Source organism: Bacillus sp. SORGH_AS_0510, from assembly GCF_030818775.1.
In the GTDB taxonomy this organism is placed as follows: Bacteria; Bacillota; Bacilli; order Bacillales; family Cytobacillaceae; genus Neobacillus.
In genome coordinates this window covers 2160264-2175142 of record NZ_JAUTAU010000001.1, presented here as the reverse complement: position 1 = coordinate 2175142, position 14879 = coordinate 2160264, and the positions used below count along the sequence as shown (strand labels likewise).

Below are 14879 nucleotides of genomic sequence, written 5' to 3'. Positions count from 1 at the left end.
TCACCTCTAACATTTTGAAAAAAAGACAATTTTTATCGACTGAATTCCTGTTTTTTTAAGTTCCTCCAGTAATGGTCGCAGTCTATCTAACTCTACTTCTCTTTCGAAAAAAATAAATAGTTCATCATAAAACCCTGGTGGGATATTATAAACATAATTGGTAACTGATTCATCATCAGGATTCGGAAATTTCATACCAAATCTGGCACCATATCCTACTTCATTTTCAATATGTATGGGACTTCTTGTGGTAGATTGGTAATACACTTCCTCTCCCATTTCGGAAGCCAATTTCATTGGAAGATACATGAACTCACCAGTTCCTAAACAAAGTGTGCTCTTACCTGTCCTTTTCTGAATTAGTAAGCTTGCTGCTTTTCTTACTTTTTCTTGAAAAGAGTTTCTTTGACTTTGGAGACCAAAACGTCCCGTTTCTTTGATATATGGTGTCTTGTTCCCATTTGCCTTGGAAGAATACGAGACAGGTGTGAACAATGAGGACAACTGAACTACCTCAACTTTCTGCTTTTCTTCCAAATTACCTTCTTCATTTCCATAATAGTGACTGATTACATCCTTATGTTGAATTACTTGTACCTTTCCAGACACAAGACTTACCACATGAATCTTTATTCCAAGTTTGTTCTCGAGCTGTTCGAAGTCATCTTTATTTCCTTGTGAACGCCAATCTAATATTGAAACAACCGTATATTCCTTTCTAGGATAATAGGAGTGAATAGATTGGATAATATTTAATGCAGTTTTTCCCGTTGTTATTTCATCATCAACAAGAATGATTTCCTTGTTGTTATTTATCATTTCACTTAGAATGTAACAGCGGTGAGCAGTTGCATGAGAGTGCTCTTCTTCAAATGTAATGTTTGGCTCTTTCTCTACCATTTCTTCTCTTGTAGTATGGAAGAAATCGGCAGAATGGAAACAATCAAAAAAAGCATGACCAAGTGCAGTCGCTGTTTCAGCAAAACCAATTATTATAGGGTTAATTTCCTTGGGCACAAAGGGAGAATGTTGAAAAGAATCTCCCTTACTTGTAAATAAAGATATTAACTTTTCTTTTTCCACACACGGTAGTCCCTGAACAGATTCCATGTATTTTGCTGCTAATAATGCCGCCGTCAACATCCCCTTTTCCGGAAGAATGGGTAAGTGTTTTCCTAAAACCTTACTGACGAATAAGAATGAGCGCTTTTTATTAATACGAGCAGCCATCGTGAAAAGATCATTAATAGGTAGATTATACATATTTTCAACTACTTCTATTTCCGTTTCAATTGCACCAAGAATATTAAACGTAAACTTCTTTTTTGATAAGGTCAATGTTTGTGAATTCTTCATGTAACACCCCGTAAAGCTGTGATTTTAGTATGATTTTCTTTGCCCAATAATAATGAGGCTTTATTTCATTCATTTTGTTAGCAAAGTCACTTTTCATAACACCAATATCGCCGGTTGCCGCCTCAATGATATTCTTCGCATCAATATATTCCTCATAGGAAACAACATTAAGAGATTGGACAATTTTTATGTGAGATGGATGAATAATTGTTTTTCCTGTTAAACCGTTTGTAATATCCATAAGAATCTCCCGAATGAATCCATCTGTATTTTCATCAATTAATTTAGCTCTCCACTTCAGCCCTTCGTCACCATACCTTTCACGGAAAGGGGTTTGTCTAAGCTGTGGCTTTAACATTCTTTGCTTTGATGAAAAATATTCCCATACAGGACCTGACACAACATAAGGACAATCAAACCGCTGAAACACGTTGATAATATCTGAAATACAGTCTCTTAATACTGCAATTTCATATACAGTGGTGTCCGCGTTCCTTCTGATTCCATAAAGCCCACAAAAATCAGTTGCACCAATCCGAACATTCAGAATATTTTCCCGGAATCTATCTAGCAATTTCTTAATATTCATTAATTCTTTCATTCTAGTTTCCTTTTGAATTACTTTTGGGGACTCAAGGATTGGCATAGCATAAAAAGGATGCTCTGTTGAATGAATTTTTAAAACCTCTTCTAATAATTCTATACCGGTGTCAGCAGTGAACTTCGGTAGAACCACACCTGTTAATAGCTTGGTGGCATCACCCAATTGTTCATTTATTCTTCTTAATTGCTCAACATCTCGAATCCTAATAAACATTAACGGTAAATCTACAAAGCTTAAAAAACCTTTATTCACTTCACCATATAATTTAAGCAATTCCATAATGAGCATAGTTTCTGCTCCATCCACTTCATTGTCACCCACAGCATCCTCTAAATCGATCACAAGCGAAGTCAAACCCTCATGCTTCTTCGAGAGAATTTCCTGATGGATATTTGGACGTGTTGCAGGCATGTAAAGGGTTGCCCCTAAACCATAGGACAAGAGCTCACGATCAGAGTATTTATTAAACGCCAGAGGTTTTTTATAAAAGAATCGATCTAGTTCTTCTCCATAAAAATAAGTAAAAAAATTCATAATTTTTTCTCCTTGTTCAAGGTAAAAAATAAAGGAAACGGACTTTCGTCTGCTCCCCTTTAAATATAATTATAAAATTATTAATTCCCTTTACTCTCTTCTTTCTTTTTATTCATAAAGTGAACAACGAAGGTAGCTCCGAAAGTCACTAATAGAATAATGAAGAATGTTAAATGTCCCATATCTATATGGAAAACAGCAAGAAGCATTTTTAAGGCAATAATTAGGATTAAAATATATGCTGTAGTTTCAAGTTCAGGAACGCGGTCAATCAATGTTAAGAACACGCCTGCCACTCCACGCATCATTAAGACACCAAGCATACCTCCAACTAATAAGACCCATACCTGCTCACTTACACCGAATGCAGCAAGAACACTGTCAACAGAGAAGGCGATATCCATTAATTCTACCGCTACGACTGTTCCCCAGAATGTTCCGAATAAGCGGATAAGTAAGCCGCTTTGGTTCAAGCCTTCTGACTCTTCATCGCCCTCTTCAGATCCTTTACGTTTATCAAGAAAGTATTTGATTGATAACCATGCAAGGTATCCTGCACCCAATATTTTTACCCACCAAAGTTTGATAAGGAAAACACCAATTCCAATTGCGATGAAACGGAAAGCATACGCACCTAATAATCCATAGAATAAAGCCTTCTTTCGTTTTTCAGGCGGCAGGTGCTTTACCATTACTGCTAGAACAAGCGCATTATCAGCAGATAGTAACCCCTCTAAGATAACTAGTGTACCAATCAAACCCCAGCTTACAGGATTTGTTAATACTTCTGCCCACATACTCCAATTAAAAAATTGGGAATACGTGTCTAAGATATGATTTAACACTGACATTAAAAAAATTCCTCCCAAAGTTGAAAAGCACAAGCGCCTTGAATCAGATGATTTTAGGCGCTTTAGCTTTTTAATAAAATTACATTTTGTAAAAAGACCCAATTATTCCTGGGTCTTCTACTCGTATAACTAACCTACGGATAGACCAAAATCAGTAGCAAGGGCAGCTAATCCGCCTTGATATCCACTTCCGATTGCACTAAATTTCCATTCACCATTATGACGATATAACTCACCGACAACAATTGCTGTCTCAATTGAGAAATCTTCACCTAAGTCATAACGAATCAACTCTTCTCCTGTTGCCTCATTAAAAATACGAGCATAGGAATTAGAAACTTGGCCAAAGTTTTGATTTCTGCTGTCAGCATCATGAATTGTAATTGTAAAAGCAATGCGTTGAATATTCGCAGGAATCGTTGTTAGATTAATTTTCACCTGTTCATCATCACCATCACCAGCACCTGTACGATTGTCACCAGTATGTACTACAGCACCATTTGCACCTTGAGGATTGTTATAGAAAACGAAATCCGTTTCATTAGTCACCTTACCGTTTTCCCCCAAAAGAAAAACAGATGAATCTAAATCGAAATCATTTCCTCCGTCATACTTGTTTGTATCCCAGCCAAGTCCTACTACTACATTTGTTAGCCCAGGATTTGTTTTTGTTAAATCAACCTTTTGACCTTTTGATAAACTTACTGCCATTTTTCATTCCTCCATTTTAAGTAATAGTCTATTTACGAGTTTCTCTAAAAAAGGTTTCATTTATTATAATAAATTTTTTTATCCCATTTCATTACTTAACTCATCCACTTAGGCGGCGTGTTTTTAGCCCAGAAAATAGTCCCTAATTCATGATGACTTTGATACTCGTCATAAATGGTATGATAATGAAAATTAAACCAGTAACCAGCTTTTGGTGGATTATCACGTCTCACATGAAAACGTAAAATATCTTTACCAGTTACACTATCTTTAATATTAAATATCTTTTCTGAAAGACCTGATCCTGGTTGCTCCGTGATTGTAAGGTTTTTTAAATCCTCTTCGGGAAATTGATTAGCAGTTTGTGCTATAGCCATTTCAATTTTTGGTAGAATAATTTCACGAAATTCATCTTCGATTACAGGCTTAATTTTTGTGCCAAACTTTTGATAGGACTGTATTTCTGCCTGTTTTATTAATTCTTCCATAAATTCTTCCCGGTTAAACTCTGATTCTTGATAAAATCCATTTTGCTGTGTAAAGTTTCTATCTGCAGTCGCTTCAAAAGCATCTCTATCTTTAAAATTATCTGCATTGACGGAGTTCATTAACTGCGTCGGCGTTACCAGGCCAAAGGTTAAAATAGAAATCAATACAAATAACGGTTTACGAAGCCACTTGCTCATACTAGTTCACACCTTATTCTATCGAAGTTGGTTTTGCTAGAATTTTTACTATCTTAAAAGTTATTATACTTCTTTTTTTTGAAAAATGGAAAAATCAGTTCTTAAATTCATAAAAAAAACTAAAAGCTTAAATGCCTTTAGTTTCTACTTAATTATTACACCAAAATGAAATTTAGATGTTTTTCTCTTAACTACATCAAATCCATACTTTTCAAACCGACTACTTTTATAATGATCCTTTAAAATAACTTTAGATTTTGCCACTCTTTTAGCTTCCTGTAGCGTTTCTTCGGTTAAATCATCATACACTGCAAATTTGCCAAGCGCTTTTATTCCATCTGATTCAAGGACACTCTCTTCAAACATGGGATCGAAATACACACAATCTACAGATGCATTTGGCTGCATTTTTAAATAGTCAAGTGCATGTGTATGAATCACATCAATTCTTTTCATTGCCTTATTCATTATTTCGAGACCGGAATTCCAAGTTTGAAGCCCATTTTTTACAACAAAGGCTAAGTATTTTTGACCCTCTAAACCTATTACTTTCCCTTCTCTTCCAACAAGAAAGCTTGCAACAATAGCATCAGAAGAAAGTCCAAGAGTACAATCAAGAATAGACATCCCTCTAGACAGCTGGGATATATCTGCAAATGGATCGTTCTCTCCCCGAAGCAGACGCTTAATCCTAAACATAGCTGAATTTGGATGAAAGAAGAAGGGCTGGTTTCCACCGTATTCAAAAAGCTCCAACCTTTCTTTCCCTACAACAATGCAAGAACTGTCCCATTTTTGCTGTAAGTGCGAGATGGATTTCTTAATTCTTTCCACATATGGAACTTCTAGCTTTTGTGCAATTAAAATTGCCTGATTAACCATGTCCTGATTAGTTCTACCCGCAGTAGTTACGAATAAATTGTCCACCTAAGTTACTCCTCCAAAAAGAAAAGGACGTCATATGACATCCTCAAATTAGCAATGATCCTCTAATGCACCCAGTAGATTTTGCATAACCATTTCCATTGGCATTCCTTCGATATCATGTCTTGGAATAAAATGAACGACTTTTTTATCTTTCAGAAGAGCCATAGATGGAGAAGAAGGCTCAATTCCTTCAAAGTACTCGCGCATTTTAGCAGTTGCTTCCTTATCCTGTCCCGCAAAAACAGTTACAAGATGGGCTGGTTTCTTTTCACTACTTAGAACAGCTTGAGTTGCTGCAGGTCGAGCTAATCCAGCTGCGCATCCACAAACTGAATTAACTACTACAAGCGTAGTGCCTTCTACATTTTCCATAAATTTTTCCACGTCTTCAGCTGATTGAAGTTCTTCAAAGCCTGCTCGTGTTAACTCTTGGCGCATTGGTAATACCATTTGCTTCATATATTCTTCATATGCATTTGTCACAATGAATCACTCCGTTTCTCATTATCGATATAAGAATACTATACTCAATCGAGAGTTTGCAATTTAATATAACTAGTCCTCTGTTTTTCTCGCTTCTGTCATCTGTTTCCAAACAGAACCAGTCGCTTTTTCTCCACCTGCAATTCGTTCAATCGCCATTTTAACTTGCATACTCACTTCAAATTCCGGGTCATTTTCCGCAGCCTTTAAGCCAGGAAGGGCCTTTTCATCCCCAACTTCGAATAAAAACATGGCAGCACGCCAGCGAACAAGTTTACTTTGGTCTCTCAATGCCTCTACCATCTCATCTTGTGCCTCAGTGAAGCCCAAATCAGACAAGCAGTCACCCGCTGTTCGTCTAACTGTTACGGTTTTATCTTTTAGAGCCTTGTAGAGAAGCGGTAAAACGTCCTTCTCTTTTATCATCCCAAGGTATACTGTTGCTAATCTGCGAATAGATGGCTTCTCATCTGACAAGGCTTTTTCTAAAATTGGCAGATCACTTAATTCTGGGTCGTCCATTTGTTCAAGAGCCTTAAAACGAACCTGCCAATCAGGATTACTTATATCATCCAATGTTACTTTCTTCCTCAGGGGTCGAATCTTTTGATCGATTGAAGATTCATTTTCTTGAGCTTTCTCAACTAATTCTTCTAATCTTTCCATTGGATAGGCTGCAATTAACTCTTCGACAACATCTTGTCCAATTTGCTCGAAATCACCATATCGAACACCCTGACTTTTCCATTTGCGCAACAAAATATAATTATCTTCCGGAAGCTGGGCATGCTCTCTTGCTTTTAAGAAATACTCTGGCATACCGAATCTTCTTTCAGTAGAACCATCTGTAAGTTTCACTTGAAGAGGAATATCTTTAAATATTTGGATTTCAACTTTAATCTCACCAAAATGATCTAATTTTCTCGTTTCATTCCTTACTACTTCCTGCTCACCAAATGCATTGCGAACCTTTGGCAATAATTCCTTCCAATCAAATCTTGCATTCCTTTCAACCGCAAGGAAATCTGCCACATGGTAGACACCCTTGATCCCTTCAATCTTTAAGATATCTTGAATGATGGACGGTGCATCTTGTACACTATCTTTTTTATAATTATGACTTTTCCCCATTGGGAGTTCTTGGTTTAAAATTATCTTCATAGTATTTGGACTTGGCGTCGGTTCAATCGCCTTTATTTTCAACACAATCACCTCATTCATTTTCTGCAAGATCAGAGAGGTACGACCAGCGCTCAATTAATTCTTCTAGCTTTTCGTTTAATTCTGTTTCCAACTTCATTAATTCTTGTGCTTTTGTAAAATCACTTCCAATATTCGCCATTTGGTCAGCTACCTCTTCTAAACGGGCTTCTGTTTTTGCGATGACCACATCAATTTCTTCCCACTCTTTTTTCTCCATGTAAGTCATTTTTTTCTTTTTTTCTTTTTCTTGTGCTTTAGACGGTTGGTTTGTTATCGTAACCGTTTTTTTTGCTTCGAAGGCATTTTCTTTTTCAATATAATCAGTGTAATTTCCGTAAAAAGAATCAATTATACCTTCACCTCGTAAAACAAGAAGCTGTTCAGCCACCTTATCGAGGAAGTAACGATCATGCGAAACGGTAATAACCACTCCCGGAAATTCTTCTAAATAATCTTCTAATACTGTTAATGTTTGAGTGTCTAAATCATTGGTCGGCTCATCAAGTAAGAGAACATTGGGTGCTGTCATTAATAACTTCAAAAGGTATAGGCGGCGCTTTTCTCCACCAGAAAGCTTTCGGATTAGTGTTCCATGGGAATATGGTGCGAATAGGAACCGTTCGAGCATTTGGGTTGCAGATATCGTCTTTCCATCAGAAGTTTCAACAATTTCTGCCGTTTCTTTAATATATTCTATCATCCGCTTGTTTTCATCCATATCTTCGCTTTCTTGTGTGTAATAAGCGATTTTAACTGTTTGACCCATGATGAAATCTCCTTCATCAAGCGGAATTCTTTTAGCTAGAATATTTAACAATGTAGATTTCCCAGCACCATTTTGGCCGATAATTCCAATTCTGTCGCCCGGTTTAACCAGTAGGTCAAAGTGATTCAAGATTGTTTTGTCCGAATATCGCTTGGAAGCGTCTTTTAGTTCAAACACTTGTTTCCCTAGTCTGCTTCCATGTAAAGAGATATCGAGCTTTTCTGCGGAAGGCTTCCCACCAGTAAGCTTATCATCTAGTTCCTCAAAGCGTTGAATTCTAGCCTTTTGTTTAGTGGTCCTAGCCTTTGCACCTCGTCTCATCCATTCTAGTTCTCGCCTAAAAAGATTCTTTCTTTTCTCAAAGGTTGCCGCTTCATTTTCTTCCCGAATAGCCTGCGCCTCTAAAAACGCAGCATAGTTCCCCTTGTAGCTATAAAGATTTCCACCATCTAATTCAAACATTCTATTAGCAACACGGTCTAGAAAGTAACGATCATGGGTAACAAGTAAGATAGAACCGCTATATCTACTTAAATAATCTTCCAGCCATTTTACTGAGTCAAAATCGAGATGGTTAGTTGGTTCGTCTAAAATTAATAAATCTGGCTCTTCGATTAATACTTGAGCTAACGCAACACGCTTTTTTTGACCGCCGGACAGCTCCCCAACTATCTTTGTGAAGTCTGCAATTCCTAATTTCGTCAAGATGGACTTCGCATTCGTACTGGCATCCCATGCATCTAGGGCATCCATTTGCTTCTGTAATCGAAATAGTTCTTCCTGTACAGACGTATTATTTGGGTCAGTATCAAGCAACAAAAGAGTGCTTTCGTATTCACGCATGAGCTTCAATATGGGCGCTTCACCATGAAAGACTTGTTCAAGGACAGTTTTACTTACATCCAAGTCCGGTTGTTGACTTAAAAAGGAGATCGAATAATCTTTACCGGAAATAATTTTCCCTGAATCAGCTTGGTCCACACCAGCGATAATTTTTAATAATGAGGATTTACCTGTTCCATTGATGCCGATTAAACCTACACGCTCTTTTTCACTAATAGTGAAAGAAATATTATTAAAGAGTTGTTTCTCCCCATACGTTTTCGAAACATTTTCTACTGTGAGCATTTTCATTCTTGTCCCTCCCACTCTCGGTAAAATTGCTCTAAAAACAGGACCATCGATTGGTGACGGGATTCTGCCATCCTTTTAGCAACATCAGTATTTAACAAATCCTTTAATTTTAACAGTTTTTCATAAAAATGATGAATGCTGGTCGATTTTCCTTTGCGATATTCTATCTCGCTCATTTCTTTTCTAACTTGAATGTTTGGGTCATATATTAGTTGACCTTTTTTTCCTCCGTAAGCAAATGTCCTTGCTATACCGATTGCCCCAATTGCATCTAAGCGGTCAGCATCTTGGACAATTTTTGCTTCAACAGACTCAAGTTCTTTTTTTCTGCCGCCTTTATAGGAAATCGAGTTGATGATTTGGATAATATGCGACTGTTCTTCATTAGAAAGCATAATCGTTTGAAGAAATGTATCCAGTTTCGCTTTTCCTTTTTCGACAGTTTCATTTAGTTTTTCATCTGGTATATCATGAAGAAGGGCAGCAATTTCAATTATAAATGGATCTCCCTTTTTTTCCTCCTTGCAAATATGTAAAGCATTCATTCGAACACGATTTACATGGAACCAATCATGACCGGTAGCATCGTCTCCTAATTCATTTCGAACAAATGCTTCTGTTTTCTCTATGATTTGTTTTTTCATCATCGGCACCTACTTTCACCCTAGCTATTTTACCACGAAAAATGGCGAAAAAATAACCCCTAGGGTTAGGAGTTACTTTTCAAAACTATTCTTACAATTTATATCAATGCATTATGCCAGCTTATTCCAAGTGTATTTTCTCCGGCATGCACGCCAATAACAGCACCTAATGGACAACAAATCACTGTTAATGACGGAAACTGTTGCTCTAACTCAGCCTTCCAACTAATTGCCTGATCTTCATGTAAACCGTATAATATATAAACTTCTCTGAATTGATACTTTTCGTGAGATGCCCTCAAATAATCAAGGATTTTTTCTTTAGCCTTTTTCTCACTTCGTACTTTTTCCTTTGCATGTAGTACTCCATCTTCAATTGAGATGATGGGTTTAACATTTAGCAAACTACCTAAGAAAAATTGTACTCCATTCATCCTTCCGCCGCGGTGAAGCTGTTCTAAACTACCAACAAGGACATAAGTCTCATTGGTATCCCTTATCTTTTCCATCCGATCAAGAACTGCTTCTAGGGTGTTGCCGCTATTAAGAAGTTTCATTCCCTCTTTTAGTATGGCAGTCATTGGATAGGTCAGTATTTTTGAATCAAAAGTGATTACAGGGATATCAACAAGCTTTGCTGCCTGCTCACTCGAAGAAACTGTTCCACTAAGTTTACCAGATAGAAGAACCGTTACAATTTGGTCATAGTCTTTTGCAAGCCGCTCATATAATTCTTGAAACGCACCAACAGAAGGCTGTGAAGTTTTAGGAGGAGAGTTCAAATGCTTTAATCGCTCAAACAATTCAGATGGAGATAAGTCAATGCCATCTGAATATTCCTCCCCGTCTAGCATTATATTTAGTGGGATTGTATATAAATCTGGATGATTTTTACATTCTTCATCTAAAAATGCAGTACTATCAGTTACCCAAGCCGTTTTGACCAATGTGATCTCCCCTTAAAAATTAGTATGAGGTCATATTATCTAGGTAATGATATCGTACCTTTAAATTTGAATATTGTAAATATTTAAAACAAAAAAGGGCTGTCTCAATTGAGACAGCCTTATTTTGAATTTCTTCCTATTTAGTTAGATAATCGGTTATTTTTTGTAGTGTGGTAATCATTACATCTATCATTTCAACTAAATCATCCATCTGATCTTCTGTTATTATTCGCTCAAAGTCCACTGTAATACTCCCCGTTTTCTTACTATTAGGGTTTAGTGGCTGTTGTTGAATGGAGAGAGTAATTTTCCGAGAAGTGCCCCATAATTCACTGAAAATAGTATGAAGTCTCAAGTAATCTAGTTCAGTTTCCTCTACTTCAAAAGTAAAATAAGGCTTTACGAAACATCCGGTAAGGTGTTTCGTTTCTGAGCCTGGAATAAGCTCTGATGATAAATGCACAAGCATTGACTCCAATTCCATTTTCGCTGAGACCTCTTTTCCCTTTACATGAGGAAAGGAAAAGCAAATATTAAAATGACGGGACATTTTGGCCATGTTGATCATGTCATTACGATCAGTTATAATGATCTCTCCATCAAGGTCCCTATCATATAATGCGCCTTCAATAATTACCTTCATATTATCAAAGGCTGTTGGATCAAACATCTATGTTTCGACTCCTTTTAGAAAAGCCCTAGTGCCTTTCCGTTTTCATCAACATCCATATTTAATGCAGCTGGTTTTTTAGGTAGTCCAGGCATGGTCATTACCTCTCCTGTCAACGCAACAATAAATCCAGCCCCAATTGATGGTTTAAATTCTCTTACCGTAACGGTAAAGTCTGTTGGTCTTCCAAGCTTTGTAGGATCATCAGATAATGAATATTGTGATTTAGCCATACAAATAGCAAGGTTGGACCAACCGAACTTATCAAAATCCAGCAACTGTTTTTTGGCTTTTTGGGAAAACTCTACGTCCTTGCCTCCGTAAACTTTTTGAACAATAGTTCTTACCTTTTGTTCAAGAGGATCAGACAAGTCATATAAAGGATGGAAATTGTTCTCTTGGTGTTCAATGACGGACAGAAGCTTTTTAGCAAGCTCTACTCCGCCTTCTCCACCCTTTTCCCAAACTTCAGTTAATGCTACCGCAACATTTTCTCTTTCGCACCATTCTAATAATGTTTTTACCTCTAACTCGGTGTCAGTGATAAATTTATTAATGGCAACGACAACTGGTAATCCAAAACTTTTTATAGTCTCAATGTGCTTTTGGAGATTAGCAAATCCAAGTGTTAATGAAGCCACATTCTCTTTAGCTAGTTCCGTTTTCTCAACTCCTCCATGCATTTTCAGAGCACGAATAGTTGCAACGATAACAACAGCCTCTGGTTTAATTCCAGCACTTCTTGATTTAATATGTAGGAATTTTTCCGCTCCTAAATCAGCCCCGAAACCGCCTTCTGTGATGACATAGTCAGCTAACTTGGCTGCTGCAGTAGTAGCAATCACACTGTTACAACCGTGTGCAATATTAGCAAATGGCCCGCCATGAATCAACGCTGGGGTATGTTCAATCGTTTGAACTAAATTGGGCTTAATCGCCTCTTTTAATAACAAAGTTAATGCACCTTCAACCCCTAGGTCACCCACTGTAACAGGTTCCTTATTGTAATTATAGGCAACGACCATCTTTGATAATCGTAATTTTAAGTCCTTTAAATCAGTTGCTAAACATAATACTGCCATAATCTCAGAGGCTACAGTAATATCAAAACCATCTTCACGAGGAACACCTTGAAGCGGTCCCCCTAGCCCAATAATTACTTTCCTTAAGGCACGATCATTTAAATCAACAGCCCGTTTCCAAACAATACGACGCTGATCAATTTTTAATTCATTCCCCTGTTGAATATGGTTATCGATTAATGCTGCGAGGGCATTGTTTGCAGTCGTAATCGCATGTAAATCTCCTGTAAAGTGAAGGTTAATATCTTCCATTGGTAGTACTTGAGAAAATCCTCCACCCGTCGCTCCTCCTTTAATTCCCATGGTAGGTCCTAAAGAAGGCTCTCGCATCGCAATCATTGCTTTTTTTCCAATGCGGTTGAATGCATCCCCTAATCCCACAGTAACCGTCGATTTTCCTTCTCCTGCAGGCGTTGGATTAATCGAAGTAACAAGGATGATTTTACCGTTTTCTTTCGTTTTTATCTTGGATAGTGCTTCGTTGGAGATTTTTGCTTTATATTTTCCGTAGAGTTCAAGATCATCTTCTACTAAACCAATTTTTTCAGCGATTTCAACAATCGGCTTCATTTTTGATTCTTGTGCAATTTCAATGTCTGACTTTACTTTTGTCATAACCAAATTAATCCCCCGCATTCAACAAATTGTTTAAGACTACCCTCTCATTGTATCAAATAAGGGGTTTCATTCCGATATGATTTTATGAACAAAATATTATCTTTTCTGAAATTATAATAATGTTTATAATTTAAATATCGAATTTTTCAAATATTCATTGACATGTGTTACATACCGTTGTATTAATGGATTACGTATAAAAGTACAAATGGACTATAATAAAAAGGGGATGGTCACTTGCCTATTAACATTCCAAAGCTCTTACCTGCACGAGAGGTCCTCGAGCAGGAGAATATTTTCATCATGGATAACGAACGTGCAACCACTCAGGATATCCGGCCATTAAATATTCTCATATTAAATCTGATGCCCGAAAAAGAAAGAGCGGAGACACAGCTTTTACGATTACTTGGAAATACTCCATTACAGATTAACGTAAATTTTTTAAAAACAATTTCTTATGAATCAACCCATACCAGTAAACAACATTTAGAACAGTTTTATACTACTTTCTCTCAAAATAAAAAATCAAAAGTTTGATGGTATGATCATTACAGGTGCTCCTGTGGAACTTTTAGAATTTGATCAAGTAAAGTACTGGCCTGAACTAAAGGAAATTATGGAATGGACCAACAAAAATGTCACTTCAACCCTACATATTTGCTGGGGAGCACAGGCAGCACTTTATTATCATTATGAAATTGGTAAATTTGAACTGGAACGAAAATGCTCAGGCATTTATGCACACCAAATTTTTGAGCAAAATGACATTTTATTACGTGGATTCGATGATATTTTTTATGCTCCCCATTCTCGTTACACAGATGTATCAATTGAAGCAATTAAAAATAATCCTAAATTAAAGTTACTGGCTGCTTCAGAAAATGCTGGTGCATTATTAATCGCATCATGTGATAGAAAGCAAGTAATGATAACTGGTCATTTAGAATATGAATCTGATTCCTTAGCACAGGAATATTCTAGAGATCTTAACAAAGGGCTTGAGATACATATGCCAGAAAACTATTTTCCTAACAACGATCCGACACAGCCGCCAATCAACCGCTGGAGGTCACATGGTCATTTATTTTTTTCGAATTGGCTTAATTATTATGTTTATCAAGAAACTCCATATTCATGGGAATAGAAGTCAAAACATCAAACCAGGACTGGAAAATATCCAGTCCTGGTTTTTTCATTTATCTTTAATTAGAGTTTATTATTCCTATTTTTTAGAAACAATAGTGCGGAAGGGGGAAATTCTTGTGGAATCGATTGTTGCACTTCACAGAAATCATTTAGGCGAAATCATCAGCTTTGTGACATCTGAGGGACGTATTATTTCCTATCGAAAAGCTTTGGTGGAAGCTGAAAATGGTTTAATACAAGGGATACAAGCCATCGAGGATTCGGAAGGAAAAATTTCCTTGCTACCCGATAACGATCAGTCCTTTGACCATTATCCAGATTTATTCTAAGAAAAGCTTAAGCGCCTTGGTCAGCCCCGACAGGCAAATGTTCTTCGGCAAGAAAAGTCCGCCTTTTGACTTTTATTGCCGAAGGTTATTTGACCCGCGCTGTAACAATCATCGCTTTATCAAGCCATGATTGTTACAAGATACTCAAGGAAGAATATTCAGGATGAGAACTGGCTAGGCGCTGG

At 37.0% G+C, this 14879-nt stretch carries 14 protein-coding genes and 1 pseudogene; 2 read left to right on the top strand and 13 right to left on the bottom strand.

Features of this window, described 5'->3' with window-relative positions:
• Positions 1 to 6 precede the first annotated feature (6 nt).
• From QE429_RS11135 to QE429_RS11075, 13 genes are all read right to left on the bottom strand, one after another.
• Positions 7 to 1356, bottom strand: coding sequence for a phosphoribosyltransferase family protein (locus QE429_RS11135; RefSeq protein WP_307287063.1), 1350 nt, complete (start codon positions 1354 to 1356; stop codon positions 7 to 9).
• Positions 1307 to 2494, bottom strand: coding sequence for an HpcH/HpaI aldolase/citrate lyase family protein (locus QE429_RS11130; protein ID WP_307287062.1), 1188 nt, complete (start codon positions 2492 to 2494; stop codon positions 1307 to 1309). Before QE429_RS11130 ends, QE429_RS11135 begins: the two co-directional genes overlap by 50 nt.
• Positions 2495 to 2574: 80 nt before the next feature.
• Positions 2575 to 3345: a TerC family protein gene (locus QE429_RS11125; RefSeq protein ID WP_307287061.1), complete on the bottom strand. Its 771-nt coding sequence runs from the start codon at positions 3343 to 3345 to the stop codon at positions 2575 to 2577.
• 129 nt (positions 3346 to 3474) lie between these two features.
• Positions 3475 to 4056, bottom strand: coding sequence for a TerD family protein (locus tag QE429_RS11120; RefSeq protein ID WP_307287060.1), 582 nt, complete (start codon positions 4054 to 4056; stop codon positions 3475 to 3477).
• Between the two features lie 95 nt (positions 4057 to 4151).
• A complete protein-coding gene (locus QE429_RS11115; protein ID WP_307287059.1) occupies positions 4152 to 4742 on the bottom strand; it encodes a YpjP family protein in 591 nt (196 codons plus the stop codon).
• A gap of 144 nt (positions 4743 to 4886) precedes the next feature.
• A complete protein-coding gene (locus QE429_RS11110; RefSeq protein WP_307290772.1) occupies positions 4887 to 5624 on the bottom strand; it encodes a class I SAM-dependent methyltransferase in 738 nt (245 codons plus the stop codon).
• Positions 5625 to 5717: 93 nt separating this feature from the next.
• Positions 5718 to 6152, bottom strand: a complete 435-nt coding sequence (locus tag QE429_RS11105) for a BrxA/BrxB family bacilliredoxin (protein WP_307287058.1) — start codon at positions 6150 to 6152, stop codon at positions 5718 to 5720.
• Positions 6153 to 6224: 72 nt separating this feature from the next.
• Positions 6225 to 7355, bottom strand: coding sequence for a conserved virulence factor C family protein (locus tag QE429_RS11100; protein WP_307287057.1), 1131 nt, complete (start codon positions 7353 to 7355; stop codon positions 6225 to 6227).
• Positions 7356 to 7365: 10 nt separating this feature from the next.
• Entirely contained in the window at positions 7366 to 9255 is a 1890-nt protein-coding gene (gene abc-f / locus QE429_RS11095) for a ribosomal protection-like ABC-F family protein (RefSeq protein ID WP_307287056.1), read from the bottom strand.
• On the bottom strand, positions 9252 to 9902 hold the full coding sequence (locus tag QE429_RS11090) for an HD domain-containing protein (RefSeq protein ID WP_307287055.1): 651 nt from the start codon (positions 9900 to 9902) through the stop codon (positions 9252 to 9254). The genes abc-f and QE429_RS11090 overlap by 4 nt, the downstream gene beginning before the upstream one ends.
• A 95-nt stretch (positions 9903 to 9997) precedes the next feature.
• Positions 9998 to 10846, bottom strand: coding sequence for a DegV family protein (locus QE429_RS11085; protein ID WP_307287054.1), 849 nt, complete (start codon positions 10844 to 10846; stop codon positions 9998 to 10000).
• A 136-nt stretch (positions 10847 to 10982) separates the two neighbouring features.
• The gene (locus QE429_RS11080) at positions 10983 to 11516 is read right to left on the bottom strand and encodes a hypothetical protein (RefSeq protein WP_307287053.1); all 534 of its coding nucleotides are present in this window, start codon (positions 11514 to 11516) and stop codon (positions 10983 to 10985) included.
• Positions 11517 to 11533: 17 nt separating this feature from the next.
• Complete coding sequence (locus tag QE429_RS11075) at positions 11534 to 13213, bottom strand: formate--tetrahydrofolate ligase (protein ID WP_307287052.1); 1680 nt, start codon at positions 13211 to 13213, stop codon at positions 11534 to 11536.
• A gap of 240 nt (positions 13214 to 13453) precedes the next feature.
• Here QE429_RS11075 and metA point away from each other — a divergent pair.
• Positions 13454 to 14363: pseudogene (gene metA / locus QE429_RS11070) on the top strand (homoserine O-acetyltransferase MetA).
• Positions 14364 to 14481: 118 nt separating this feature from the next.
• The gene (locus tag QE429_RS11065) at positions 14482 to 14694 is read left to right on the top strand and encodes a DUF3892 domain-containing protein (RefSeq protein WP_307287051.1); all 213 of its coding nucleotides are present in this window, start codon (positions 14482 to 14484) and stop codon (positions 14692 to 14694) included.
• Positions 14695 to 14879: the final 185 nt, after the last annotated feature.

What these genes read in the sequence shown, in the direction of transcription:
- QE429_RS11135 (WP_307287063.1), bottom strand. Translation starts at nt 1,356, where the DNA reads ATGAAGAATTCACAAACATTGACCTTATCAAAAAAGAAGTTTACGTTT.
- QE429_RS11130 (WP_307287062.1), bottom strand. Translation starts at nt 2,494, where the DNA reads ATGAATTTTTTTACTTATTTTTATGGAGAAGAACTAGATCGATTCTTT.
- QE429_RS11125 (WP_307287061.1), bottom strand. Translation starts at nt 3,345, where the DNA reads ATGTCAGTGTTAAATCATATCTTAGACACGTATTCCCAATTTTTTAAT.
- QE429_RS11120 (WP_307287060.1), bottom strand. Translation starts at nt 4,056, where the DNA reads ATGGCAGTAAGTTTATCAAAAGGTCAAAAGGTTGATTTAACAAAAACA.
- QE429_RS11115 (WP_307287059.1), bottom strand. Translation starts at nt 4,742, where the DNA reads ATGAGCAAGTGGCTTCGTAAACCGTTATTTGTATTGATTTCTATTTTA.
- QE429_RS11110 (WP_307290772.1), bottom strand. Translation starts at nt 5,624, where the DNA reads ATGGTTAATCAGGCAATTTTAATTGCACAAAAGCTAGAAGTTCCATAT.
- abc-f (WP_307287056.1), bottom strand. Translation starts at nt 9,255, where the DNA reads ATGAAAATGCTCACAGTAGAAAATGTTTCGAAAACGTATGGGGAGAAA.
- QE429_RS11090 (WP_307287055.1), bottom strand. Translation starts at nt 9,902, where the DNA reads ATGATGAAAAAACAAATCATAGAGAAAACAGAAGCATTTGTTCGAAAT.
- QE429_RS11080 (WP_307287053.1), bottom strand. Translation starts at nt 11,516, where the DNA reads ATGTTTGATCCAACAGCCTTTGATAATATGAAGGTAATTATTGAAGGC.
- QE429_RS11075 (WP_307287052.1), bottom strand. Translation starts at nt 13,213, where the DNA reads ATGACAAAAGTAAAGTCAGACATTGAAATTGCACAAGAATCAAAAATG.